Raw genomic sequence first — 23,453 nt, forward strand, 5'->3', positions numbered from 1 at the left:
TGCCGCTCCGGGGGTCACCGGCGTCGGTGCGCCGCCCGGTCCGCCGCCGGGCAGGCGCGTTACGCTCTGCGCAACCACCGGCGTGTCCACTCCGGTGGCGTGCCGGCATGGCGGGACTACCGGTCCCCGTCGACCAGGGAGAGGGTGCGGAGATGACGCAGCGTGGCCGTGCCACCAGGCCGACGGGTCGACCCCGCGGTGCTGCGGGCCCCCGCGGCGGTGACCTCGCCGCACGGCGGGACCGACTGCGGGCCGTGATCGAGCCGGTGGTCAACGACGCCGGCTACGACCTGGAGGACCTGTCCGTCTCCCGGGCCGGCCGCCGGCACGTGGTGCGGGTGATGGTGGACACCGACGGCGGGATCGACCTGGACGCCGTCGCGGTCGTCTCCCGCGCGGTCTCGGCCGCGCTGGACGCCGCGGAGGAGACCGGTGGCGACATCGTCGCCGGCGAGTACCAGCTGGAAGTCAGCTCACCCGGCGTCGACCGGCCGCTCACCCTGCCCCGCCACTGGCGGCGCAACGTGGGTCGACTGGTCAAGGTCACCGCCCGGGGCGCGGCCGCGCTGCCCGGCCAGCGGGGCGAGCAGCCCGCCGGTGACCGTCAGCTGACCGGCCGGGTGGTCGCGGCCGACGACGAGGGCGTGCACCTGGAGACCGACGACGGCCGCGCCGCCTGGGCGTACGCCCAGTTGGGCCCGGGCCGTGTGCAGATCGAGTTCACCCGGCTCGCCGAGCTCGGTGAGCCGGACGACGAGTTCGACGACGCGGATGATTCCGACGAGATCGACGATTCAGACGACATCGACGACGAAGATGATGTGGAGGACGAGGAGAGGTGAACATCGACCTCGCGGCGCTGCGCGCACTCGAGCGCGAGCGGGAGATCCCGTTCGACACGATTCTCGCGGCGATCGAGACCGCGTTGCTGACCGCCTACCGGCACACCGACGGGGCCGAGCCGCACGCCCGGGTGGAGATCGACCGTAGGTCGGGCGCCGCCCTGGTGTACGCGCAGGAGATGGATGCCGACGGCAGCCTGGTGCGGGAGTGGGACGACACCCCGCACGACTTCGGCCGGATCGCCGCCATGACCGCCAAGCAGGTGATCCTCCAGCGGTTGCGGGAGGCCACCGACGAGGTGCACTTCGGTGAGTACGTCGGCCGCGAGGGTGACCTGGTCACCGGCGTGGTGCAGGCGCACGAGACGCGTACCGAGAAGGGCATCGTCAGCGTCGACCTGGGCAAGCTGGAGGGCGTTCTGCCGCAGTCCGAGCAGGTGCCCGGCGAGCGGTACGCGCACGGCGAGCGGGTCCGCTGCGTCGTGGTGCACGTGGCCAAGGGCATGCGCGGGCCGCAGATCACCCTGTCCCGGTCGCATCCGGCTCTGGTCAAGAAGCTCTTCGCGCTGGAGGTGCCGGAGATCGCCGACGGCACCGTCGAGATCGGCGCGATCGCCCGTGAGGCGGGCCATCGCACGAAGATCGCCGTCCGCTCCACCACCCCCGGGGTGAACGCCAAGGGCGCCTGCATCGGCCCGATGGGTCAGCGGGTGCGTGCCGTGATGAGCGAGCTGCACGGTGAGAAGATCGACATCATCGACTGGTCGGACGACCCGGGCACCTTCGTCGGCAACGCGTTGTCGCCGGCAAAGGCGCTGCGGGTCGAGGTGGTCGACCTGGCCAACCGGGCCGCCCGGGTAACAGTTCCCGACTTCCAGCTCTCGCTCGCCATCGGTCGGGAGGGGCAGAATGCCCGACTCGCGGCCCGATTGACCGGTTGGCGGATCGACATTCGTTCCGATGCGGAGCAGACCGCGCCGGCGGCGCGTGGGGTAACTGATCACGTGCGGGAGCCGGGCGGCGCGATCTCGGGGAGCTAGGGGTAGACTTCCTCCAGTGGTACGACGCGCGCAGCCGGAGCGCACCTGTGTGGGTTGCCGGCAACGTGCGCCGGCCAGCGAATTGCTGCGAATCGTCGCGGTCAAGGACGAGGCTGGTCACAGCCTCCGGCCTGATCCGCGCCGCAGGCTGCCGGGTCGGGGAGCGAACATGCACCCGGATCCGGCCTGCTTCGCGCTGGCGGTGCGGCGCCGCGCCTTCGGGCGTGCGCTGCGCAGCACCGAGGTCCTCGACCACGGTGCGCTGGCGGAGCACGTCGATGCGCCAACCACTACGTCCGGTCAGCCCGACCGGGCGAGGGTCGCTAGCAGGGTAGGACGACCGACATGAGCACACGATGAAGTCCCTGAAATGACCAGGCTTCAAGTGCACGAGTGAGGTCGCTGCGGGTGCTGCCCGCACGACCTCGGAGTGAGGAGTGCAGTGGCAGGCAAGGCCCGCGTACACGAGCTTGCAAAAGAGCTCGGGGTCGAGAGTAAGACCGTTCTCGCCAAGCTGAAGGAAATGGGCGAGTTCGTGAAGTCCGCGTCCAGCACCGTCGAGGCGCCCGTCGCCCGGCGGCTGCGTAACGCATTCGTCGCGTCCGCCGGAGCCCCGGCTCCGGCCGCCCCGTCGGCGCCCGCGTCGACGCCGGCTTCAAACCCGACCCCGACGCCAACCCCGGCCCCGGGCGCGCCCCGGGTCTCGGCCAAGCCGATGCCGCCTCGGCGGCCGGCCGCGCCGGCACCCGGTCCGAAGCCCAAGGGTCCGGTTCCCGGCGCGCCGCAGACGGCGACCCCGGTCGCCAAGCCGGCGAGTGCCCACGACATCGAGGTGGCGGCCGCGGAGGCGCGTGCCGCCGCGCTGAAGGCTGAGCAGGAGGCCGCGGTCAAGGCCGCGCAGGCCGCCCGCCAGCAGCAGCGGGACAACCCCGTTCGCCGGGAGCCTCCGGCAGACGGCGGTAACCGCCCCGGCCCTCGGCCGGGTCCGGCGGCGATGCCGCCCCGTCCCGGTTCGCCGGCAGCTCGACCGAGCACGCCGGCTCCCGGTCCGGGTGCCCGGCCGGGCGGTCGTCCGCCGGCGCGCGGTGCCGGTAACAACCCGTTCGGCATCCAGGGTGGCCAGCAGCAGCGGCCCCCGGCCGCCGGTGCGGGTGGTCCTCGGCCCAACACCCCGGCGGGCATGCCGCCGCGGCCGAGCCCGAACTCCATGCCGCCGCGGCCCAGCCCGGCGTCCATGCCGAGCCAGCGGCCGGCTGCCGGTCGCCCCGGTCCCGGTGGCGCCGGTCGTCCCGGTGGCGGCGCAGGTCGTCCCGGTGGCGGTGGCGGCGGTTTCCGTGGCGGTCCCGGCGGTGGCGCCGGTGGCGGTGGCGGTTACCGCGGCGGCCCCGGTGGCGGCGCGGGTGCCGGCGGTGGCGGTGGCTACCGTGGCGGTCCCGGCGGCGGTGCGGGTGCTCCCGGTGGCGGTTTCCGTCCGGGTGGTCCGGCCGGTGGCGGCGGTCGTCCGGGTGCGGGCGGTCGTGGCCGTGGCGGCGGCGCCGCGGGTGCCTTCGGGCGTCCGGGTGGTCGGCCGACGCGCGGTCGCAAGTCCAAGAAGCAGCGCAGACAGGAGTTCGACAACCTGTCGGCTCCGACCATGAGCTCGGGTGCTCCCCGGGGTCAGGGTCAGATCGTCAGGCTCTCCCGTGGCGCCTCGCTGTCGGACTTCGCCGACAAGATCAACGCCAACCCGGGTTCGCTGGTCCAGGAGATGTTCAACCTGGGCGAGATGGTGACCGCGACCCAGTCCTGTTCTGACGACACCCTGCACCTGCTGGGTGAGCACCTGGGCTTCGACATCCAGATCGTCAGCCCGGAGGACGAGGACCGCGAGCTGCTCGCGCAGTTCAACATCGACCTCGACGCGGAGGTGGCCGAGGAGCGTCTGGTCAGCCGTGCGCCGGTGGTGACCGTCATGGGTCACGTCGACCACGGTAAGACCAAGCTGCTCGACGCCATCCGTAAGGCGAACGTGGTGGCCGGTGAGGCGGGTGGCATCACCCAGCACATCGGTGCCTACCAGGTCCACGTCCCGCACGAGGGCGAGGACCGGGCGGTCACCTTCATCGACACCCCGGGTCACGAGGCGTTCACCGCCATGCGTGCTCGTGGTGCCCAGGTCACGGACATCGTGATCCTGGTCGTCGCGGCCGACGACGGTGTGATGCCGCAGACGATCGAGGCGTTGAACCACGCCAAGGCGGCCGACGTGCCGATCGTGGTCGCGGTCAACAAGGTCGACAAGCCGGACGCCAACCCGGACAAGGTCCGCCAGCAGCTGACCGAGTACGGCCTGGTCGCCGAGGAGTACGGCGGCGAGACCATGTTCGTCAACGTGGCAGCCAAGCCGGGCATCGGCATCGAGGAACTGCTCGAGGCTGTCCTGCTGACCGCCGACGCGTCGCTGGAGCTGACCGCTCCGATCGACGGGCCGGCGCAGGGTGTGGCCATCGAGGCGCACCTGGACAAGGGCCGCGGTGCGGTGGCGACGGTGCTGGTGCAGAAGGGCACCCTGCGGGCAGGCGACTCGATCGTCGCCGGTGGGGCGCACGGCCGGGTCCGGGCCATGCTCGACGAGAACGGCAACCAGCTCACCGAGGCTGGGCCGGCGCGTCCGGTCATGGTGCTGGGTCTGACCGCGCCTCCCGGTGCGGGCGACACGTTCCTCGCCGCGGCGGACGACCGCACGGTGCGGCAGATCGCCGAGCAGCGACAGGCACGGCGACGGGCGGCGTCCTTCGCCAACTCCCGTGGTCGGGCCACCCTCGAGACGCTCATGGAGCAGCTCAAGGAGGGCGAGAAGACCTCGCTCAACCTCATCCTCAAGGGCGATGTCTCCGGTTCGGTGGAGGCCCTGGAGGACGCGCTGTTCAACCTCGACATCCCCGAGGAGGTTCAGCTCAAGGTCCTCGACCGAGGCGTGGGCGCGATCACCGAGAGCAACGTCATGCTCGCGAGTGCCTCGTCCGAGCCGGTCACGATCATCGGCTTCAACGTGCGGGCCTCCAACAAGGTCCGCGAGATGGCCGACCGCGAGGGCGTGGAGATCCGGTACTACACCGTCATCTACCAGGCCATCGAGGAGATCGAAGCAGCGCTCAAGGGCCTGCTCAAGCCGGAGTACGAGGAGGCCGAGCTGGGCAGCGCGGAGATCCGCGACGTCTTCCGCTCGTCCAAGATCGGCAACATCTCCGGTTGCATCGTCCGGTCGGGCATCATCCGACGCAACGCGAAGGCTCGCCTGCTTCGGGACGGGGCGGTCGTGGCGGACAACCTCACGATCACCTCGCTCAAGCGGTTCAAGGACGACGCCACCGAGGTCCGCGAGGGCTTCGAGTGTGGTCTGACCCTGGGTGGTTACAACAACGTCCAGGTCGGCGACGTCATCGAGACCTTCGAGATGCGGGAGAAGGTTCGCGCCTGATCCGGCAGTGACACGCTGATCAAGGGGTTTACGCCACCCGGCGTAAACCCCTTGATCATGCGGGGCGGGTTGGCGGTATCGTCCGGGGCGATGTTCACCGGAACCGCGGTCTTCGACCTGCTGCTGCCGGGCGACTCCAGGTCGCTCAAAGCCAAGAGATCATATGTACGGCCGATCGTGGCGGCGCTGCGCCGCTTCGAGGTGTCGGCCGCCGAGGTGGGTGCGCTCGACCTGCATGGTCGAGCGCAACTGGCGGTGGCCGTGGTGGCCGCCGAGACGGCGCACGTCCGCGAGGTGCTCGACTCCTGTGAGCGCCTGGTGGCCAATCGCCCCGAGGTCGAGTTGCTGTCGGTTCGACGCCGGCTCTACGGCGTGGACGACGACTGACCACGGTGCCGGCTGTGCCGGGCGACCGGAGCGGCCCCGAAGGTAATGTTCGAGATGTTGGCCGGTCGGCCGGCGGCCTCCGGGCCGCCGGGTCGACCGGAAGCAGGACGCCGTGGAGGTGGCGAGATGTCTGATCCGGCCAAGGTACGCCGGCACGCGGAACGGGTGCGTGAGCTGGTCGCGTCGGTGGTGCGGAGCCAGATCAAGGACCCGCGGCTCGGGATGATCACCATCACCGACGCCCGGATTACCGCTGACCTGCGTGACGCGACGGTCTTCTACACAGTGCTCGGTGACTCGGTGGCCCAGGCGGACACCGCGGCGGCGCTGGAGAGCGCCAAGGGGCTGCTGCGCAGCACTGTCGGCAAGGCCCTCGGGCTGCGCCACTCGCCGACGCTCACGTTCGTCCTCGACGACGTGCAGGACCAGGTCAAGCACATCGACGACCTGCTCGCCGCCGCTCGCAACGCCGATGCCGAGGTGCAGCGGCTCGCCGCCCAGGCGAAGTACGCGGGCGAGGCCCAGCCGTACCGGGTGGACGACGAGACCGATGAGGCCGACGAGACGGACGAGGCCGACGAGGCCACCGACGTCAAGGAAACCCCGCGGGGTGGGGAAACGCGGTGACCAGCACCGCCAGCGCCCCGTTCGCCGGGGCAGCCGGGCTCGGCCCCGCCGAGGCGGACTGGGCCGCGGCCGAGGCGTTGGTGCGGGCTCTCCCGCCGACCGCCCGGGTGCTGCTGATCTGCCACATCAACCCGGACGGCGACGCGCTGGGCAGCATGCTCGGCTTCGGTCTGGGTCTGCGGCAGTTCGGCGTACGCGATGTGCAGGCGACCTTTCCCGGGCCGCCGGAGCTGCCGGAGCCGTTCCGGGGACTGCCCGGGCTGGACCTGCTGGTTCCGGCGGACGCCGCCGACCCGGCGCCCGATCTGGTGATCTGCTTCGACGCGGCGAGCGAGTCGCGTCTCGGCGAGTTGGCCGGGCGGTTGTCGTCGGCGGGTGCGGCGCTGGTGCTCGACCACCATGCCTCCAACCCCGGGTTCGGCACCGTCAACCTGGTCGACCCGGGTGCGGCGGCCACGTCGGTAGTGGCCGAGCAACTGCTGGCCCGGCTCGGGGTGGTGGTGGATCCGGCCATCGCCGAGTGCCTCTACGTGGCGCTGACCACTGACACCGGCTCGTTCCGGTTCGAGGCGACCACTCCGGCGGTGCATCAGATGGCCGCCCGGTTGTTGGCGACCGGCATCTCACCGGGTGACATCTCCCGGCGGGTCTTCGACACCCGGCCCTTCGGCGCGGTCCGCCTCTTCGGTGAGGTGCTCGGCCGCGCTCGACTGGAGCCGGCCGCCGCCGGAGGTCGAGGCCTGGTCTGGACCTTCGCCACCCTCGACGACCTGGCCCGGCACGAGCAGCGGCCGTACGTGCTGGAGGCGCTGATCGACTCCGTGCGCTGCACCGCTGAGGCTGACGTGAGCTGTGTGGTGAAGCAGACCAGGCCCGCCGAGTGGGCGGTGTCGATGCGCAGCAAGGGCGCTGTGGACGTCAGTCGGGTCGCGGTGGCGCTGGGCGGTGGTGGTCACACGTTCGCGGCCGGGTTCACCGGTCGGGGCACGGTCGAGCAGGTGGTCGAGTCGATCCGCGGTCAGTTGGACGCGGCGCTGATCGACTGACGCGCTTCGGCCGCCATCGATCCGTCGGTCCGGAAGATCAGGGTCAGCTCCGGGGAGTGTTGGTCTTCCCGCGTTCCGTGATACCGGGAAGAATTGCGGGATGGAGCAGCCGCACGACCTCACCGTTGAGGCCCCCCGCGCCTGGGACCGGCCCGCCGTCTCCGTTCCCGTCCTCGTCTGCCTGTCGCTCGTCGGTGGCCGGTTCGCGTCCTTCTCCACCGAGGCGAATCTGTTCACCCTCGGGACGGGTGGGGTGCTGATCTGGCTCGGTCTGAGCAACCGGGTCCCTCGCCGGCCGGCGCCGCGCCGGCTGGGCACGGGAGCGGCCTGGTGGGCGGTGCCGGTGGTGGTCTTCGGGGTCTTCGAGGGCGTGACGTTCGTGCTGGCCGCCGGCGATGACTTCCCCACCTTCTCCCGGCTGGCCGATCCTCTCCTGGAGGATCAACTGACCCGGTCGGCAGCCTGGTTCGCCTGGTTGGCCGCCTTCTGGGGGCTGGTGCGGCGATGATGCGCGCGCTCGCTATCGGCGGCTTCCTCGCCGCGTTGGTCCTCTTCGCGGTGGTCGAGTGGATGGCCCGGCGGGAGGGGTCGCGGATCCCCACCCTCGGCGAGGTCTGTGCCTACGTGATGCGCTACGAGGTCGGTCCGGTGCCGGTGGGCCGGATCGGTCTGTTCGGGTTCTGGTGGTGGCTGGGCTGGCACTTCCTGGCTCGCTGAGCCGGGTTGCCGACCGTCCAAATGGCGGGAACCGTAAGCAGTATGTGGACCTGAACGATAACTTGGGAGAAGGCCGGTGCCGCCTGGCGGTGCAGGTCATGGGCGGTGGTGCCACACCCCGTGCCGCCTCCCTCCAGGGTCGGATCGACCCGGGCTCACGCTGCCCAGTCGGCTGCTCCGGTAACCCCGGACCGCCGTGGGGCGCTCAGCAGGACCGCCCGTGAGGGCCGCCGCGTGTCGGCGGCTCACGCCCTGGGAAGAGGAGCGCCACTATGCCGAACAAGCCCAAGACCGAGACCACCACCGACGACGCCCGCGAGCAGGCCCGCCGCGCGCTGCAGACGTCGATGGACACCCGTCAGTGACTCGTCTCGACCGGTGGTGACGCCGCCGCCGCGCCGCGCCGACGGCATCACCGTCCGGTCACCAGTGGGGGTCGAGTCGTTCAGGACAGGAACGTGTCCAGGGCCGCCTCGATGGTGCCGGAGTCCGGCGTCGCGTACGCCCTCATGGTGGTCTTGTCGTACGAGATGAAACTCGGGCACCTGTTCGTCGGGGCGGTCACGGTGCCGCCGTCGCCGACCTTCTCGGCGGTCCTGGCCGCGTAGAAGGTCAGGGTGTAGCGCGACGAGACGTAGTCGATGGTGACCGGCTTCTCCGCCTTGTCCTTGTACTGACACTTCTTCGGGGCGCCCTGGCTGCCCTGGTCGAACTTCAGGCAGCCGACCACCGACACCTTCTGGTAGTCCGCGCCCTTGGCGTAGTAGGACTTGTCCGACGGGACGTATGTCGACGACCAGGACGTCGGCCGGTCGGGGTTGTTCGAGAACGTGTACGCCTTGGCGCCGGCCGGGCCGCTGTAGGGTGCCGCGTTCAGGATCGGGCTGCCCTCGCAGACGTTCGCCATGTCGCTGGAGTAACGGGCGGTCATCGCGTTGTTGTTCGGTGGATCCGCCGGCCCCGGCGTGGGGACGGTCCCGGTGCCCGGCGTGCTGCCGGTGCCCAGCGTGGGGGTGGAGGACGTCCCCCGTGCGGGCTCGTCGTCGTCGTAGGCGAGCAGGATGCCGATTCCCGCGCCGCAGATGGCGAGTATGACGACCACCGCGCCGGCGACCAGCCCGATGATCAGGCCCTTGTTCGACTTGTCCGGCGCCGGCAGTGGTGCGCCGTAGTACGGCTGGGGTGGTGGCTGTCCGTATGGCGGGTAGCCGCCCTGCTGCGGGGCCGGCGGGCCGCTCCAGGGGGTGACGTTCGGGTCGGGCGGAGGGTAACTGTCGCTCACTGTCATAAGGCCTATCGCTGTCGTGGTGCCCCCCGCGTGGGAGCCTCGGACAGGGTAGTGAGCGCCGCAAACCGGGATGCCGGCGACAGGGGGGCGTATCAGGGCCTCGATCCTCGGTGAGTCCGCCGAGCTGGTCGAGAGGTGGGTCCGTAAGTCACCGCTGGCCTTGTGCTCCTTACCGCAGCCGTGCCAGGATCGGCGGCGATGAACCACGCCACCACCGCTCACCGACCCGCCTCACCCCGGCGGATCGCCGCGCTCGCCCTGCCGGCCCTCGTGGTGCTCGCCGCCGAGCCGCTCTACGTGCTGGTCGACACCGCAGTGGTCGGTCACCTCGGCCGGGTGCCACTCGCCGCGCTCGCCGTCGGCGGCACGGTCATGACGCTCACCGCCTGGGTGGGCACAGTGGTCGCCTACGGCACCACCGGCCGCGCGGCCCGCCGCTTCGGCGCGGGTGACCGGGCCGCCGCGGTCGCCGAGGGCGTCCAGTCGTCCTGGCTGGCGTTCGGTGTCGGCCTGCTGATCGCGATCGGCATGCAGGTCGGCGGCGGCGCGCTCGCGCGTACCCTCGCCGGTGGTGGTGGCGAGGTCGCCGACGCCGCCGCCCAGTGGTTGCGGATCGCGGCCCTCGGCGCTCCCGGCCTGCTCCTCGCCGCCGCCGGCAACGGCTGGCTGCGCGGCGTGCAGGACACTCGCCGCCCCCTGTACTTCGTGCTCGGCCCCAACCTGCTCTCCGCGCTGCTCTGCCCCCTGCTGGTCTACCCCGGCGGGCTGGGTCTGGTCGGCTCGGCGGTGGCGAACGTCGTCGCGCAGACGCTCTGCGGGGTGCTCTTCGCCGCAGCCCTGGTCGGCGAGCGGGTGTCGCTGCGCCCCCAGCCTCGCGTGATCCGCCAACAACTGGTGCTCAGCCGGGACCTGCTGATCCGTGGGCTGGCGTTCCAGGCCAGCTTCCTGTCCGCGACCGCCGTCGCCGCCCGCTTCGGCGCCGCCGCCGTCGGCGCCCACCAGATCGCCCTGCAACTCTGGTTCTTCACCGCGCTGGTGCTCGACGCCCTCGCGATCGCCGCGCAGTCCCTGGTCGGTGCCGCGCTCGGCGCCGGCGACGACGCGGGTGCGCGGGCGCTCGCCCGCCGGGTCGGGCTGCTCGGCGGCGTCTGCGGCGTGGGCTTCGCGCTACTCGTCGCCGCCGGCGCGGGCGTGGTGCCGTCGTGGTTCAGCTCCGATGCGGGGGTACGCGAGCAGGCGATGGTGGCCTGGCCGTGGTTCGTCGTCATGCTGCCGCTGGCCGGGGTGGTGTTCGCCCTCGACGGCGTGCTGATCGGCGCCGGCGACGTGCGTTACCTGCGCAACCTCACCATCGTGGCGGCGCTCGGCGGCTTCCTGCCGGCCATCTGGCTGGCGTACGCGCTCAACCTCGGGCTGGGCGGCATCTGGGCCGGGCTCACGGTGTTCGTGGTGATCCGGCTGGTCGCCCTGCTGCTGCGACTGCGCGACGGCAGGTGGGCGGTGACCGGCGCGGTCCGCTGAGAGCCCTTGCTGGCGCTGCCGGTCGTCCGGGTCACGCAGGGGCCTGCCCACGCACTCTCCGGTACCGGTCGTCTGGCAGGCTTGGCCGACGTGAGCACCGATGGTCTGATCGTTGTCGACAAACCCGGCGGCATGACGTCGCACGACGTGGTGGCGCGCATCCGCCGACTGGCGAAGACCCGACGGGTCGGGCACGGCGGCACCCTCGACCCGATGGCGACCGGCGTGCTGGTGATCGGTGTCGGCCGGGCCACCCGGCTGCTGACCTACGTGATCGGCGCCGGCAAGAGCTACACCGGCACCATCCGGCTCGGCCAGACCACAGTCACCGACGACGCCGAGGGCGACGTGACCGCCACCGTGCCTGCCGCGCAGGTCACCGACGACGCGATCCGGTCGGCGCTGGCCGGGCTCAGCGGCGAGGTCGACCAGGTGCCGAGCGCGGTCAGCGCTATCAAGATCGACGGGCAGCGGGCGTACAAGCGGGTTCGCGACGGGGAGAGCGTCGAGCTGCCGGCGCGGCGGGTCACCATCTCCCGGTTGGAGGTGCTGGCGATCCGTCGCACCGAGCCGGACGTGGTGGACGTGGACGTGGACGTGACCTGCTCCTCCGGCACGTACATCCGGGCCATCGCCCGGGACGCCGGCCTGGCGCTCGGCGTCGGCGGGCACCTCACGGCGCTGCGGCGTACCGCGGTGGGTGGCTTCACCCTCGCCGAGGCGGCGACGCTCGACGAGCTGGAGCAGCGCGCCCCGGACGTGGTGAACCTGCCACTGGACGCGGCGGCCGACCGGTTCTTCGCGCGCCGGGAGGCCACGCCGGACGAGGCCCGGGTGCTCGCCCACGGTGGGCCACTGGACCCGGCCGGCCTCACCGGACCGTACGCCGTCTTCGGGCCGGCCGGCGGCCTGATCGCTATCGTCAGCGAGCGGGACGGGCGCGCCCGCGCGGAGATCGTGCTCGCACCGGCCTGACAGTGCAGCGCAGGTCCGTCGGCCCGCAGCCGGCGGTGTCGACCCGCCGTGCCGGCGGGACAGCAGAGAGGAACGGCATGCAGCGGTGGCGGGGCTACGACGCGGCGCCCGGCGGGTGGGGACGCTCGGTGGTCACCATCGGCGTCTTCGACGGCGTACACAAGGGGCACCAGGCGACGATCGGGCACGCCGTGGCCCGGGCCCGCGAGTTGGGCGTGCAGTCGGTGGTGGTCACCTTCGACCCGCACCCGGCCGAGGTGGTCCGCCCCGGTTCGCACCCGGCGGTGCTCACCGAGCCGGCCCGTAAGGCCGAGCTGATCGAGGCGCTCGGCGTGGACGTGCTCTGCGTGGTGCCGTTCACCCCGGAGTTCTCCCGGGTGCCGGCCGAGCAGTTCGTGCACGACGTCCTGGTCGAGCACCTGCACGCGGCGTTGGTGGTGGTCGGCGGCAACTTCCGCTTCGGGCACCGGGCCGCCGGCGACGTGGCGTTGTTGGAACGGCTGGGCCAGACGTTCGGCTTCGGTGTGGAGGGCGCCCCGCTGGTCGCCGAGGCCGGCACCGTCTTCTCCTCCACGTACATCCGGTCCTGCGTCGACGCGGGTGACGTGGGCGCGGCGGCCGCCGCGCTGGGCCGCCCGCACCGGGTGGAGGGCGTCGTGGTCCGCGGCGACCAGCGGGGCCGGGAGTTGGGCTTCCCCACCGCCAACCTGCTCTGCCACCGCTACGCGGCGGTGCCCGCCGACGGTGTGTACGCGGCCCGGCTGATCCGCCGCGGCCAGCACGAGCCGTTGCTGGCGGCGGTGTCAGTGGGCACCAACCCGACCTTCTCCGGCCGGGAGCGGCGGGTCGAGGCGTACGCGCTGGACTTCTCCGGAGACCTGTACGGCGAGCGGCTGGCCCTGGACTTCGTGGCGCACCTGCGTGGTCAGATCCGGTACGACTCGATCGAGCCGTTGATCGCCCAGATGAATCAGGACGTCGAGCGCACCCGGCGCGTACTGGCCTGATCGTGGCGGGGTGACGGGCCGCCACCGAGGCCCTTCGCCGGGTGTTACCGGCGAGTGCTGGTAGTCTTGCCGGGACGTCGGGTGACCGGCGTGGGGCCTCGCGTGCCTGCTCGACGCCGCGGGTGCGAGGAACCGGTCCGTTCCCGGTCCACCGGGACGACGGACACCCACTTGATCAACCCATCGAAACAGGGAGAACATGGCGCTCGATCAGGAAGCCAAGGCCAGCATCCGCGCGGAGTACGCGACCGCCGAGGGCGACACCGGTTCGCCGGAGGTCCAGGTAGCGGTCCTCACCAAGCGGATCGCCGAGCTGACCGAGCACCTGAAGGTGCACAAGCACGACCACCACAGCCGCCGTGGGCTGCTGCTGCTGGTCGGCCGGCGCCGTCGGTTGCTCAACTACGTCCAGAAGAAGGACATTGCCCGCTACCGGTCGCTCATCGAGCGGCTCGGTCTGCGCCGGTGACGTGACGGGGGAGTGGCCGGACGGCCGCTCCCCCGTACCGCGTCCCACCTGAGGAAACACGGGCCGCGCGACCACCCGAGAGGGAGCCGGTCAGCGTACCGGTCTCCGGTAGTGGCCCCCGGGAACCCCGGCATCATGCCGGCCACCCGGGCGCTTCGATCGAAGACCGGCCGGCTGAGCAGCTCCCCGATGTCGTGGGCCCACGACGCGAAGGAGCACGACAGCACATGACCGAGACCAAACTCGGCACCGAATCCCGCACCGCCGTGATCGACAACGGGTCCTTCGGCACCCGCGAGATCACCTTCTCCACCGGTCGGCTGGCTCGCCAGGCCGCCGGTTCCGTCATCGCCCAGCTGGGCGAGACGGTGGTTCTCTCCGCCACGACCGCCGGTAAGCACCCGAAGGAGCAGTTCGACTTCTTCCCGCTGACCGTCGACGTCGAGGAGCGGATGTACGCCGCGGGCCGCATCCCCGGCTCGTTCTTCCGCCGTGAGGGTCGGCCCAGTGAGGACGCGATCCTCACCTGCCGGCTGATCGACCGGCCGCTGCGCCCGTCGTTCGTCAAGGGCCTGCGCAACGAGGTCCAGGTCGTCGAGACCATCCTCGCGCTCGACCCGCAGCACCCGTACGACGTCGTGGCGATCAACGCCGCCTCGATGTCGACCAAGCTCTCCGGCCTGCCGTTCTCCGGCCCGATCGGTGCGACCCGCGTCGCCCACATCGACGGCCAGTGGGTGGCCTTCCCGACCCTGGAGGAGCTGGCTCGCGCCACCTTCGACATGGTCGTGGCCGGCCGCACGCTCGAAGACGGCGACGTCGCGATCATGATGGTCGAGGCCGAGGCCACCCCGAACGCCGTCGCCCTCATCTCGGCCGGTGCCACCGCCCCGACCGAGGAGGTCGTCGCCAGCGGCCTGGAGGCCGCCAAGCCGGCGATCCGTGAGCTGTGCCGCGCGCAGAGCGAGCTGGCCGAGGTCGCCGCCAAGCCGGTCACCGAGTTCCCGGTCTTCCTGGACTACCAGGACGACGTGTACGACGCCGTCTCCGAGCTGGCCCGTGGCGAGGTGGCCGAGGCGATCACCATCGCCGGCAAGGCCGACCGCGAGGAGGCCCTGGACCGGGTCAAGGCCCGGGTCGCCGAGGAGCTGGGCGCCCGGTTCGAGGGTCGCGAGAAGGAGCTCAGCGCTGCCTTCCGGTCGCTGACCAAGTCCGAGGTGCGCAACCGCGTGCTGCGCGAGCAGGTCCGGATGGACGGGCGTGGCCCGCGCGACATCCGGGCGCTGACCGCCGAGGTCGGCGTGCTGCCCCGGGTGCACGGTTCGGCGCTGTTCGAGCGGGGCGAGACCCAGATCCTGGGCGTCACCACGCTGAACATGCTCCGCATGGAGCAGATGGTGGACACGCTGTCCCCCGAGAACCGCAAGCGCTACATGCACAACTACAACTTCCCGCCGTACTCGACCGGTGAGACCGGTCGGGTCGGCTCGCCGAAGCGTCGCGAGATCGGCCACGGCGCCCTCGCCGAGCGCGCGCTGATCCCGGTGCTGCCGTCGCGCGAGGAGTTCCCGTACGCCATCCGGCAGGTGTCGGAGGCGCTCGGCTCCAACGGCTCCACCTCGATGGGTTCGGTCTGCGCGTCGACGCTGGGCCTGCTCTCCGCGGGTGTCCCGCTGAAGGCGCCGGTCGCCGGCATCGCGATGGGGCTCATCTCCGACGAGGTGGACGGCAAGACCCAGTACGTGACGCTGACCGACATCCTCGGTGCCGAGGACGCGTTCGGTGACATGGACTTCAAGGTCGCCGGCACGCCGGAGTTCGTCACCGCGCTCCAGCTCGACACCAAGCTCAACGGCATCCCGTCGGACGTGCTGGCCGCCGCGTTGCAGCAGGCGAACGAGGCCCGGCAGGTCATCCTCGGGGTCATGAAGGCGGCGATCGAGGCTCCGGCCGAGATGTCCGACTACGCGCCGCGGGTCACCACCGTCAAGATCCCGGTGGACAAGATCGGCATGGTGATCGGCCCGAAGGGGCAGACCATCAACGCGATCCAGGACGAGACCGGCGCCGAGATCTCCATCGAGGACGACGGCACGATCTACGTCGGCGCCACCAACGGGCCGTCGGCCCAGGCGGCCGTCGACCGGATCAACGGCATCGCCAACCCGACGCTGCCGAAGCAGGGCGAGCGGTTCCTCGGCACTGTGGTCAAGACCGCCGCGTTCGGCGCGTTCGTCTCGCTCCTGCCGGGCCGTGACGGCCTGCTGCACATCTCCAAGGTGGGCGACGGCAAGCGGGTCGAGCGCGTCGAGGACTTCCTCAACGTCGGTGACCGGGTCGAGGTCGAGATCGCGGACATCGACGCCCGCGGCAAGATCTACCTCGACAAGGTCCGCCCGGAGGGCACCGAGGCTCCGGCCGCCGGTGAGGCCGCCGCTGGCGACCGGCCGGCTGGTCGGGACCGGGGCGACCGGGCTCCGCGTGACCGCGGCGACCGTGAGCGTGGCGGCGACCGTGGCGGTCGTGGCCCGGAGCGCGGCGGCGAGGGCGGCAACGGCGGCGGCGGCGAGGGTGGCGAGGGCGGCGAGCGTCCGCGCCGTCGGACCCGGCACAGCTGATCGTCGTACAACGCATCACCCACCCCTCGTCGAACCGGGAGCACGTCGTGAGTCGGGCCATCAGCGCGCCGTTTCCACCGGATCGACGGGGGGTGGCCCCGTCTCGGGACACCGGGGCGGGCCGCTCCGGCGGCACCGCCCGGGCGGTGACCCGGACGCTCAGCGACGACCCGCTGGGCGGCACGGTACGTCGTACCGTGCTGCCCAGCGGTCTGCGCGTCCTCACCGAGGCGATTCCGGCGATGCGCAGCGTCTCGTTCGGCATCTGGGTGGCGGTCGGCTCGCGTGACGAGACCGGCCCGCAGGCCGGTGCCGCGCACTTCCTCGAGCACCTGCTCTTCAAGGGCACCCACAAGCGCACCGCACTGGAGATCTCCTCGCAGATCGAGGCGGTGGGTGGCGAGACGAACGCCTTCACCACGAAGGAATACACCTGCTACTACGCCCGCGTGCTGGACGAGGACCTGCCGCTGGCGATCGACGTGATGTGCGACCTGGTCGCGGACTCGCTGTTGGAGCCGGCCGACGTCGAGACCGAGCGTGGCGTGATCCTGGAGGAGATCGCCATGCACGACGACGAGCCCGGTGACGAGGTGCACGACCTCTTCGTCGAGGCGGTCTACGGCGATCACCCGCTGGGCCGGCTGATCTCCGGCACCGCGGAGACCGTCACCCCGATGACCCGGCGGCAGATCCAGAGCTTCTACCGGGGTCGCTACACCGCGCCGCAGATCGTCATCGCCGCCGCCGGCAACCTCGACCACTCCGCGGTGGTCAAGCTGGTCCGTCAGGCAGTGCGGGGCACCCCGCTGGACAGCGACCCGGCCGGCCCGGCGCCGCACCGCGCGGCGACCCCGGCGGTACGCACCAAGCCGGCGACCACACTGGTGGAGCCGAAGGAGACCGAGCAGGCACACGTCATCCTCGGCTGCCCCGGCATCGACCGGCTCGACGATCGGCGGTTCGCCCTCGGGGTGCTCAACAACGTGCTCGGTGGCGGCATGTCCAGCCGCCTGTTCCAGGAGATCCGCGAGCAGCGCGGCCTCGCGTACTCGGTCTACTCCTACGCGAGCCAGTACGCCGACACCGGCCTGTTCGCCGTCTACGCCGGCTGCGCGCCGGGCAAGGTGGACGAGGTGCTGGCCCTGACCCGCGCCGAGCTGGCCCGGGTGGCCGCCGACGGGCTGACCGAGGCCGAGGTGGCCCGGGGCAAGGGGATGAGCAAGGGCTCGTTCGTGCTCGGCCTGGAGGACACCGGTTCCCGGATGAGCCGGCTGGCCAAGGGTGAGCTGCTCTACGGCGACCTGATGCCGGTCGACGAGCTGCTCCGCCGGGTCGACGAGGTCACAGTGGAGGACGTGAACGTCCTCGCCGCCGAACTGCTCAGCCGGCCGATGTCGCTGGCCGTGGTGGGCCCGTTCGGCGCCGGCGACTTCGCGGTCTGAGGTCTGCCGCCCGGCCCGGTCGAGGCGGCCCGGTCGGGTGTCCCGGCCGGTGGAGCACAGCGATCCGGCCGGAAGGGCCCGTCCCGATTGGGATAGGTTGTGCCCCGTGACTGACGAGCGGGGAAGGACCCCGGCCCAGCAGCTGCGGGTCGGCGTCTTTGGTGCGCGTGGGCGAATGGGCATCGAGGTCTGCAAGGCGGTCGACGCCGCCGACGATCTCGCCCTGACCGGGGCGATCGACCAGGGCGACAGCCGATCCTCCGTCTCCGCCGCCGACGTGGTCGTCGACTTCACCACGCCGGACGTCGTCATGGACAACCTCCAGTGGTGCGTCGAGCAGGGCATCAGCGCGGTGGTCGGCACTACCGGCTTCACCGAGCAGCGGCTGGAGCAGGTGCGCGGCTGGCTGGCCGACAAGCCCGAGGTGGGTGTGGTCATCGCCCCGAACTTCGGTATCGGCGCGGTGCTGATGATGCAGTTCGCCGCGCGGGCCGCCCGACACTTCGAGTCCGTCGAGATCATCGAGCAGCACCACCCGCGCAAGCTGGACGCCCCGAGCGGCACGGCCACCCACACCGCCCGGCAGATCGCCAGGGCCCGCGCCGAGGCCGGCCTCGGGCCGGTCCCGGACGCCACCAAGGACGAGGTGCCGGGTGCGCGCGGCGCCGAGATCGACGGGGTACGTGTCCACGCGGTGCGCGCCACCGGCCTGGTCGCCCACCAGGAGGTGCTGTTCGGTGGCACCGGCGAGACGCTGACCATCCGGCACGACTCGTACGACCGGGTGTCGTTCATGCCGGGTGTCCTGCTGGCCGTCCGCGCGGTGCGCAACCGTCCCGGCCTCACCGTCGGCCTGGACGCCCTGCTCGACTGACCGGCCCACGTCGGTCCGGGGTGAAACCTGGTCGCGGCGCGGGTCCGGCCGGCCCTAGGCTGCCCCGATGATCGATGGTGGACATGGTGACCGGGCCGGGCGCCGAGTGACGCTGCGACCGGTGGACGACGACAACTGGCGGGCGGTGGCCGACGTCGCCCCGCGCGACGACCAGCGCCGGTTCGTGGCGGCGTTGGGCGCGCGTTACCTGCTGCTGAGCATGCGCTCCGAGGTGTGGAACTCGCTCGCGGTGTACGCCGACGAGACCGTCGTCGGCCACGTCATGTGGGGCGTGGACGACGACGGTTCGCACTGGATCGGCGGGATGCTGATCGACGCCGCCGAGCAGGCCCAGGGCGTCGGCCGGGCGACGGTGCAGACCCTGGCCCCCTGGCTGGCCGCCCGGGATGGCAACCCCCCGGTCCGCCTGTCGTACCACCCCGACAACACGCCGGCCGCAGCCCTCTACACCTCCCTGGGCTTCCACCCCACGGGTGCCGTGGACGACGACGAGCTGATCGCCGAACGAACCCCCTGAGCCCCGCGATCTTGCACTTTCTGTCGCGACATAAGGCGCATCTCACGCAACTCGACAACCGAAACTGCAAGATCGCCGGGCTGTCGCCCACCACGGGCGAGGAGGGGACACCTGGTCAGCGGCTCACTCGGCCGGTACCTTCTCGGTCGGCACGCCCACGTGCAGGCGCACCTGAGGCACCAGCATGTCGTCGACGTCCAGCGCCCGGGCCGCGCCGTCGAGCTCCCACCCGGTGCTGGTCAGGAACTTGCGGGTCGCCTCGTCACCGTCGAACGCCCAGGCCACCGCACGACTCATCCCGTCCTCCCGCCACAGGTCGACGGCGGCTGCGAGCAGTCGACTGCCGTGCCCGCGCCGGCCCCACCGGGGCTCGATCAGCAGATCGGTCACCGCCGCCACGTCCGGGCCGAGCGCGTCGGCCGGCTCACCCGGGGCCAATGCCTCGGCGTCGGCCGGGCCGGAGGCGGCGAACCCCACCAGATACGATTGCTCGGCCTGTTCGACGGCGACCAGCACCCGGTGCGCGCCCGAGGGCGGCTCCAGCACCGCAGCGCTCCACCGCCGGGCGAGGAACGCCTCGTCCAGGTTGTCGAGCACATGCCGAGGCAGGATCCGGCGGTACGCGACCCGCCAGGTCGCGAGCTGGATGCGTGCGATCTCGCCGGCGTCCTCGGGACGCGCCGGGCGGACGTACCCGAGAGCCATGGGACGGAAGCCTACGCAAGGCGAGGGAGACGACGGTGGCGCAGGGTGCCAACAGGACAACCGCGCAGGTCGTCGGGGTGGTGGTGCTCGCCGCGGCGGTCACCGGGTTCCTCGCCGTCGCCGCCGTCCGACACGGGTTCTTCGACCTGAAGGTCTACTACGGCGCGTTGACCTGGTGGGTGCACGACGGCGGGGAGATCTACGACTACCTCAAGCCGGGCACCCAGTACGGCTTCACCTATCCGCCGTTCGCCGCGCTGGTCATGCTGCCGATGGCGTACCTGCCGTGGACGGCCGCGATCGTGGTGAGCGTGCTCGCCAGCGTGGTCACCACCACTGTGCTGATCTGGTGGCTGGTCGACCCGATCGCCCGCCGCGCCGGCTGGACCCGGTGGTTCGCCCTCGCCGTGGCGCTCTGCCTGGCCGCCGCGTTCGAACCGATGCGGGAGACGGTCAACTTCGGCCAGGTCAACACGCTGCTGCTCTTCCTGGTGGCGGTGGACCTGCTGCGGCTGCTGCCCGCCGGCAACCGATGGACCGGCGTGGGCATCGGCCTCGCCACCGCGATCAAACTGACCCCTGGCGTGTTCATCGTCTACCTGCTGGTGACCGGGCGGTGGCGGGCGGCGCTCACCGCCAGCGGCACCGCCGCCGGGGTGTCACTGCTGGCCGCCGCGCTCTTCCCCGACGCGTCCCGGGAGTTCTGGACCGAGGCGCTGTGGAACACCGGGCGGGTGGGCGAGCTGGCCTTCGTCTCCAACCAGTCGCTGCGCGGGGTGGTCGCCCGGCTCGACCCGGAGCACCCGAGCACCTTGCTGTGGCTGGTGCTGGTGCTCGGCACCCTCGCGCTCTGGGCCTGGAGGTCCCGGGCCGCCGTCGCGGCCGGCGACGAGGCGACCGGCCTGGCGCTGACCGGCGCGGTGATGTGTCTCGTCAGCCCGGTCACCTGGGTGCACCACCTGGTCTGGCTGCTGCCCGCGTTGATCCTGCTGGTCGACAACGCGATGGCCGCGCCGGCCGGCCGCCGACGGCAGGTCCTGCTGGTCGCCGCGACCATCGGGTACGCGCTGCTGATCAGCCGGACCGTCTGGCTCTGGGAGAAGGACTTCACCGGCGTCGACGGCTTCCTGGGCAGCAACGCCTACGTGTGGGTCAGTCTGGCGTTGCTCGCCTTCCTGCCGATCCGCCGGTGGCTGACCCCGAACGGGTCAGCGGTCGAGGCGTCCGGCGTACCGCAGCTCGACCAGCCCGACCGGCGGGCCCCCACCGGCCAGCGGCACCTGGTAGGTCGACCGCTCACCGTCCGGTGACAGGCCGGCGCGCTCGCAGAACCGCCGGGCCCGCCGGTTGTCCGCCAGCACCCACGCCCGGTACCCGGCCCAGCCCCGCTCGGTGAGCCCGCTGCGGGCGGCGTCCAGCAACGCCGCAGCGGTTCCGTCACCCCAGTGGGCCGGCTCCACGTAGAGCGCCACCACCTCGCCGACCGTCGGGTCCAGGTCGTCCCGGTCCTGGTTGCGGCGGTACGGTCCGAAGGTGGTGAAGCCCACTACCAACCCGTCCACCTCGCCGAGCAGGGTGATGAACGGGTGTTCCGGATCGGCGGTGCCGACGTCGCGACGACGCTGCGCCCAGGCCACCACGTTGAGCCGTCCGAGCACCTCGTCCGGCATGAAGCCGGCGTAGCCCGCCTGCCAGCCGTGCACGTGTACCCGGGCGACCGCCTCGGCGTCGTCCGGCTCCTCCCGACGGATGGTCAGCATTGCACCGTTCTATGCCCCGTTGGTCCTCACGTCCAGCTTCCCGCACCGGCGTCGTACCGATGAATTAAGGTCGCCGACGATGACCGCACCGGAATCGCTCTCGCTCGCCCAGGCCCGCCGCGTGGCGCTCGCCGCCCAGGGCTTCGCCGACCCGACGCCGACGGGCGTGCCCACCCGCCGGCACCTGCGTCGTGTGCTGGGCCGGGTCGGGCTGATCCAGATGGACTCGGTCAACGTGCTGCAACGCGCGCACTACCTGCCGCTCTACAGCCGGCTCGGGCCCTACCCGACCACGTTGCTCGACCAGGCCGCCTACCGGCGCCCCCGTGAGCTGTTCGAATACTGGGGCCACGAGGCGTCGCTGGTCCCGGTGGAGCTGCACCCGATGCTGCGCTGGCGGATGGCCCGGGCGCACAGCGAATCCTGGGGCGGCATGCGGCGGATCGCCCAGGAGCAGCCGGAGCTGGTCGCCTGGGTGCGGGACGAGGTGGCTGCCCGGGGGCCGCTGACCGCCGCCGAGATCGAGCACGACGCTCCCCGCGAGACCGGCAACTGGGGTTGGAACTGGTCGGCGGTCAAGCGGGCGTTGGAGTTCCTGTTCTGGGCCGGGGAGGTGGCCGCCGCCGAGCGCAGCACCTCCTTCGCCCGCCGGTACGACCTGCCCGAGCGGGTGTTGCCCGCGGCGGTGCTGGCCGCGCCCACCCCGACCGACGCCGAGGCGTACCGGACGCTGGTTTCCCTCGCCGCGCGGTCCCTCGGGGTCGCCGCCGAGCCGGAGCTGCGCGACTACTTCCGGTTGCCGCTGGCCGGCGCCCGGCAGGCCGTCGCCGAGCTGGCCGAGGCCGGTGAGCTGGTGCCTGTAACAGTGGCGGGCTGGCGACAGCCGGCCTGGCTGCACACGTCCGCCCGGCTGCCCCGCTGGGTGCGGGGCAACACGCTGGTCAGCCCGTTCGATCCGCTGATCTGGGAACGGGCCCGCACCGAGCGGCTGTTCGACTTCAGCTACCGGATCGAGATCTACGTCCCGGCGCCACAGCGGGTCTACGGCTACTACGTGTTGCCGTTCCTGCAGGGCGACCGGTTCACTGCACGGGTCGATCTGAAGGCCGATCGGAAGGCCGGCGTGCTGCTGGTGCCGGCCGCCTGGCTCGAACCCGGCGCCGACCCGGGGGAGACCGCCGTCGCGCTCGCCGCCGAGCTGTACCGCCTCGCCGGCTGGCTCGGCCTGGACGAGGTGGCCCGGCCAGCGGCCGGCGATCTGGCCGGTCCGCTCACCGCGGCGTTGGCCGGCGTGTCCGGTGTACCGTGAGCGCGTGACGAGCGTTCCCGGACCGGTCGACCAGCCGCACCCCGCCCCCGGCGCGGTCCACACGGCACCGGCAGACGGTGGCACGGGTCCCGCCGGCTTCGGTCCGGGTGGCTTCGGTCCGGGTGGCTTCGGTCCCGGCGGCTCGGGTCCGGAGGGTTGGCCGACGACCCCGACGGGTGGCTACCCGGCACCTGAACCCGACCGGCTCACCCGGTTCGTGCTGCGGCTCTACGAACGTTCCCCGCGCTGGGCGGTGCCGTTGGCCGCGGTCGGCTGCGTCGCCGTGGGCATGAGCTACGCGCTGCTCAGCAACCCGACCTACGCCGACCCGGACGCCGCGCCCACCTGTCTGCTCAAGTTGACCACCGGGCTGGACTGCCCGGGCTGTGGTGGCACCCGCGCGCTCTGGTACGTGCTGCACGGCGACCTGCCGGCCGCGGCCCGGCACCACTTCCTGTTCGTGTTCGCGCTGCCGTTCCTCGCGTACCTCTTTGTGGCCTGGGCGGGGAACCAGGCGTTCGGTTGGCGACTGCCCGAGCTGCGGATCAGCTCGAAGGTCATCGGCGGGTTCCTCGCCGCGTGGCTGGCCTTCTCGGTGCTTCGCAACCTGCCCTGGGCGCCGTTCACCTCGCTCTACGTCTGACCGGGCTCTACGTCTGACCGCGCTGTCGTCTGACCGGGCTCTACGTCTGACCGCGCTGTCGTCTGACCGCGCCGCCGCCGTCCTACCCGCCAGTGCCCGCTGCGCCGCCGCCGGACCTGCCGCCGCCCGACAGGCCAGTACCCGACCTGCCGCCCGCCCGACGCACCGCTGTCTGGCACCGC

23 protein-coding genes are annotated in these 23,453 nt (G+C 72.0%); 20 read left to right on the forward strand and 3 right to left on the reverse strand.

All coding sequences use genetic code 11. From position 1 onward, the window contains the following. The first annotated feature begins 152 nt into the window (after positions 1–152). From rimP to OHB44_RS08210, 9 genes are all read left to right on the forward strand, one after another. A complete protein-coding gene (gene rimP / locus OHB44_RS08170; protein ID WP_330440191.1) occupies positions 153–842 on the forward strand; it encodes a ribosome maturation factor RimP in 690 nt (229 codons plus the stop codon). Continuing rightward, positions 839–1,882 carry a transcription termination factor NusA gene (gene nusA / locus OHB44_RS08175; protein WP_238671748.1) on the forward strand — a complete coding sequence of 348 codons (1,044 nt, stop codon included), beginning with the start codon at positions 839–841 and terminating at the stop codon, positions 1,880–1,882. The genes rimP and nusA overlap by 4 nt, the downstream gene beginning before the upstream one ends. A 16-nt stretch (positions 1,883–1,898) precedes the next feature. Further along, positions 1,899–2,231, forward strand: coding sequence for a YlxR family protein (locus OHB44_RS08180; protein WP_330440192.1), 333 nt, complete (start codon positions 1,899–1,901; stop codon positions 2,229–2,231). 93 nt (positions 2,232–2,324) lie between these two features. After that, positions 2,325–5,342 (forward strand): translation initiation factor IF-2, encoded by a 3,018-nt coding sequence (infB, locus tag OHB44_RS08185; protein ID WP_238686831.1) that lies wholly within the window; start codon positions 2,325–2,327, stop codon positions 5,340–5,342. Positions 5,343–5,432: 90 nt separating this feature from the next. Next, complete coding sequence (locus tag OHB44_RS08190) at positions 5,433–5,729, forward strand: DUF503 domain-containing protein (RefSeq protein ID WP_091400377.1); 297 nt, start codon at positions 5,433–5,435, stop codon at positions 5,727–5,729. A gap of 126 nt (positions 5,730–5,855) precedes the next feature. Next, on the forward strand, positions 5,856–6,356 hold the full coding sequence (gene rbfA, locus OHB44_RS08195; protein ID WP_112624086.1) for a 30S ribosome-binding factor RbfA: 501 nt from the start codon (positions 5,856–5,858) through the stop codon (positions 6,354–6,356). Then, complete coding sequence (locus OHB44_RS08200; RefSeq protein ID WP_238686830.1) at positions 6,353–7,402, forward strand: DHH family phosphoesterase; 1,050 nt, start codon at positions 6,353–6,355, stop codon at positions 7,400–7,402. Before rbfA ends, OHB44_RS08200 begins: the two co-directional genes overlap by 4 nt. 100 nt (positions 7,403–7,502) lie before the next feature. Then, positions 7,503–7,910 (forward strand): hypothetical protein, encoded by a 408-nt coding sequence (locus OHB44_RS08205; RefSeq protein WP_238686829.1) that lies wholly within the window; start codon positions 7,503–7,505, stop codon positions 7,908–7,910. After that, positions 7,910–8,119, forward strand: coding sequence for a DUF6186 family protein (locus OHB44_RS08210; RefSeq protein WP_238686867.1), 210 nt, complete (start codon positions 7,910–7,912; stop codon positions 8,117–8,119). The genes OHB44_RS08205 and OHB44_RS08210 overlap by 1 nt, the downstream gene beginning before the upstream one ends. Before the next feature lie 445 nt (positions 8,120–8,564). Here the strand turns inward: OHB44_RS08210 and OHB44_RS08215 are convergent, their stop codons facing one another. Next, positions 8,565–9,401, reverse strand: a complete 837-nt coding sequence (locus tag OHB44_RS08215; RefSeq protein WP_330440196.1) for a hypothetical protein — start codon at positions 9,399–9,401, stop codon at positions 8,565–8,567. A gap of 204 nt (positions 9,402–9,605) precedes the next feature. Between OHB44_RS08215 and OHB44_RS08220 the strand changes: the two genes are divergently transcribed. From OHB44_RS08220 to OHB44_RS08255, 8 genes are all read left to right on the forward strand, one after another. After that, the gene (locus OHB44_RS08220; protein ID WP_238686827.1) at positions 9,606–10,928 is read left to right on the forward strand and encodes an MATE family efflux transporter; all 1,323 of its coding nucleotides are present in this window, start codon (positions 9,606–9,608) and stop codon (positions 10,926–10,928) included. A 90-nt stretch (positions 10,929–11,018) separates the two neighbouring features. After that, entirely contained in the window at positions 11,019–11,903 is an 885-nt protein-coding gene (gene truB, locus OHB44_RS08225) for a tRNA pseudouridine(55) synthase TruB (protein WP_238686826.1), read from the forward strand. A gap of 77 nt (positions 11,904–11,980) precedes the next feature. After that, positions 11,981–12,910, forward strand: coding sequence for a bifunctional riboflavin kinase/FAD synthetase (locus OHB44_RS08230; RefSeq protein ID WP_196921595.1), 930 nt, complete (start codon positions 11,981–11,983; stop codon positions 12,908–12,910). A 199-nt stretch (positions 12,911–13,109) separates the two neighbouring features. After that, the gene (gene rpsO, locus OHB44_RS08235) at positions 13,110–13,379 is read left to right on the forward strand and encodes a 30S ribosomal protein S15 (protein WP_030337594.1); all 270 of its coding nucleotides are present in this window, start codon (positions 13,110–13,112) and stop codon (positions 13,377–13,379) included. A 227-nt stretch (positions 13,380–13,606) separates the two neighbouring features. Beyond that, a complete protein-coding gene (locus OHB44_RS08240; RefSeq protein WP_238686825.1) occupies positions 13,607–15,997 on the forward strand; it encodes a polyribonucleotide nucleotidyltransferase in 2,391 nt (796 codons plus the stop codon). Positions 15,998–16,044: 47 nt separating this feature from the next. Continuing rightward, positions 16,045–17,442, forward strand: a complete 1,398-nt coding sequence (locus OHB44_RS08245) for a M16 family metallopeptidase (RefSeq protein ID WP_238686824.1) — start codon at positions 16,045–16,047, stop codon at positions 17,440–17,442. Between the two features lie 97 nt (positions 17,443–17,539). Then, positions 17,540–18,316 (forward strand): 4-hydroxy-tetrahydrodipicolinate reductase, encoded by a 777-nt coding sequence (dapB, locus tag OHB44_RS08250; protein ID WP_274531649.1) that lies wholly within the window; start codon positions 17,540–17,542, stop codon positions 18,314–18,316. Positions 18,317–18,383: 67 nt separating this feature from the next. Further along, complete coding sequence (locus tag OHB44_RS08255) at positions 18,384–18,854, forward strand: GNAT family N-acetyltransferase (protein WP_330440202.1); 471 nt, start codon at positions 18,384–18,386, stop codon at positions 18,852–18,854. 123 nt (positions 18,855–18,977) lie between these two features. On the opposite strand, the gene OHB44_RS08260 is transcribed toward OHB44_RS08255, so the two are convergent. Next, positions 18,978–19,559: a GNAT family N-acetyltransferase gene (locus OHB44_RS08260; protein ID WP_238686821.1), complete on the reverse strand. Its 582-nt coding sequence runs from the start codon at positions 19,557–19,559 to the stop codon at positions 18,978–18,980. 35 nt (positions 19,560–19,594) lie between these two features. On the opposite strand from OHB44_RS08260, the gene OHB44_RS08265 reads away from it, so the two are divergent. Further along, complete coding sequence (locus tag OHB44_RS08265; protein ID WP_330440203.1) at positions 19,595–20,869, forward strand: glycosyltransferase family 87 protein; 1,275 nt, start codon at positions 19,595–19,597, stop codon at positions 20,867–20,869. On the opposite strand, the gene OHB44_RS08270 is transcribed toward OHB44_RS08265, so the two are convergent. Further along, positions 20,768–21,319, reverse strand: coding sequence for a GNAT family N-acetyltransferase (locus tag OHB44_RS08270; protein WP_238686819.1), 552 nt, complete (start codon positions 21,317–21,319; stop codon positions 20,768–20,770). The genes OHB44_RS08265 and OHB44_RS08270 overlap by 102 nt on opposite strands. 79 nt (positions 21,320–21,398) lie before the next feature. On the opposite strand from OHB44_RS08270, the gene OHB44_RS08275 reads away from it, so the two are divergent. Both OHB44_RS08275 and OHB44_RS08280 read left to right on the forward strand, forming a co-directional pair. Continuing rightward, positions 21,399–22,628 carry a winged helix-turn-helix domain-containing protein gene (locus tag OHB44_RS08275; RefSeq protein WP_330440204.1) on the forward strand — a complete coding sequence of 410 codons (1,230 nt, stop codon included), beginning with the start codon at positions 21,399–21,401 and terminating at the stop codon, positions 22,626–22,628. A 4-nt stretch (positions 22,629–22,632) separates the two neighbouring features. Then, entirely contained in the window at positions 22,633–23,271 is a 639-nt protein-coding gene (locus tag OHB44_RS08280; RefSeq protein WP_330440206.1) for a DUF2752 domain-containing protein, read from the forward strand. The last annotated feature ends 182 nt before the right edge of the window (positions 23,272–23,453 follow it).

The sequence above is a fragment of the Micromonospora sp. NBC_00821 genome, assembly GCF_036347035.1.
GTDB classification, from domain to species: Bacteria; Actinomycetota; Actinomycetes; order Mycobacteriales; family Micromonosporaceae; genus Micromonospora; species Micromonospora hortensis.

What these genes read in the sequence shown, in the direction of transcription:
- OHB44_RS08260 (WP_238686821.1), bottom strand. Translation starts at nt 19,559, where the DNA reads ATGGCTCTCGGGTACGTCCGCCCGGCGCGTCCCGAGGACGCCGGCGAG.
- rimP (WP_330440191.1), top strand. Translation starts at nt 153, where the DNA reads ATGACGCAGCGTGGCCGTGCCACCAGGCCGACGGGTCGACCCCGCGGT.
- OHB44_RS08220 (WP_238686827.1), top strand. Translation starts at nt 9,606, where the DNA reads ATGAACCACGCCACCACCGCTCACCGACCCGCCTCACCCCGGCGGATC.
- OHB44_RS08210 (WP_238686867.1), top strand. Translation starts at nt 7,910, where the DNA reads ATGCGCGCGCTCGCTATCGGCGGCTTCCTCGCCGCGTTGGTCCTCTTC.
- OHB44_RS08240 (WP_238686825.1), top strand. Translation starts at nt 13,607, where the DNA reads ATGACCGAGACCAAACTCGGCACCGAATCCCGCACCGCCGTGATCGAC.
- rbfA (WP_112624086.1), top strand. Translation starts at nt 5,856, where the DNA reads ATGTCTGATCCGGCCAAGGTACGCCGGCACGCGGAACGGGTGCGTGAG.
- OHB44_RS08255 (WP_330440202.1), top strand. Translation starts at nt 18,384, where the DNA reads ATGATCGATGGTGGACATGGTGACCGGGCCGGGCGCCGAGTGACGCTG.
- OHB44_RS08275 (WP_330440204.1), top strand. Translation starts at nt 21,399, where the DNA reads ATGACCGCACCGGAATCGCTCTCGCTCGCCCAGGCCCGCCGCGTGGCG.
- OHB44_RS08205 (WP_238686829.1), top strand. Translation starts at nt 7,503, where the DNA reads ATGGAGCAGCCGCACGACCTCACCGTTGAGGCCCCCCGCGCCTGGGAC.
- OHB44_RS08230 (WP_196921595.1), top strand. Translation starts at nt 11,981, where the DNA reads ATGCAGCGGTGGCGGGGCTACGACGCGGCGCCCGGCGGGTGGGGACGC.
- OHB44_RS08190 (WP_091400377.1), top strand. Translation starts at nt 5,433, where the DNA reads ATGTTCACCGGAACCGCGGTCTTCGACCTGCTGCTGCCGGGCGACTCC.
- OHB44_RS08270 (WP_238686819.1), bottom strand. Translation starts at nt 21,319, where the DNA reads ATGCTGACCATCCGTCGGGAGGAGCCGGACGACGCCGAGGCGGTCGCC.
- rpsO (WP_030337594.1), top strand. Translation starts at nt 13,110, where the DNA reads ATGGCGCTCGATCAGGAAGCCAAGGCCAGCATCCGCGCGGAGTACGCG.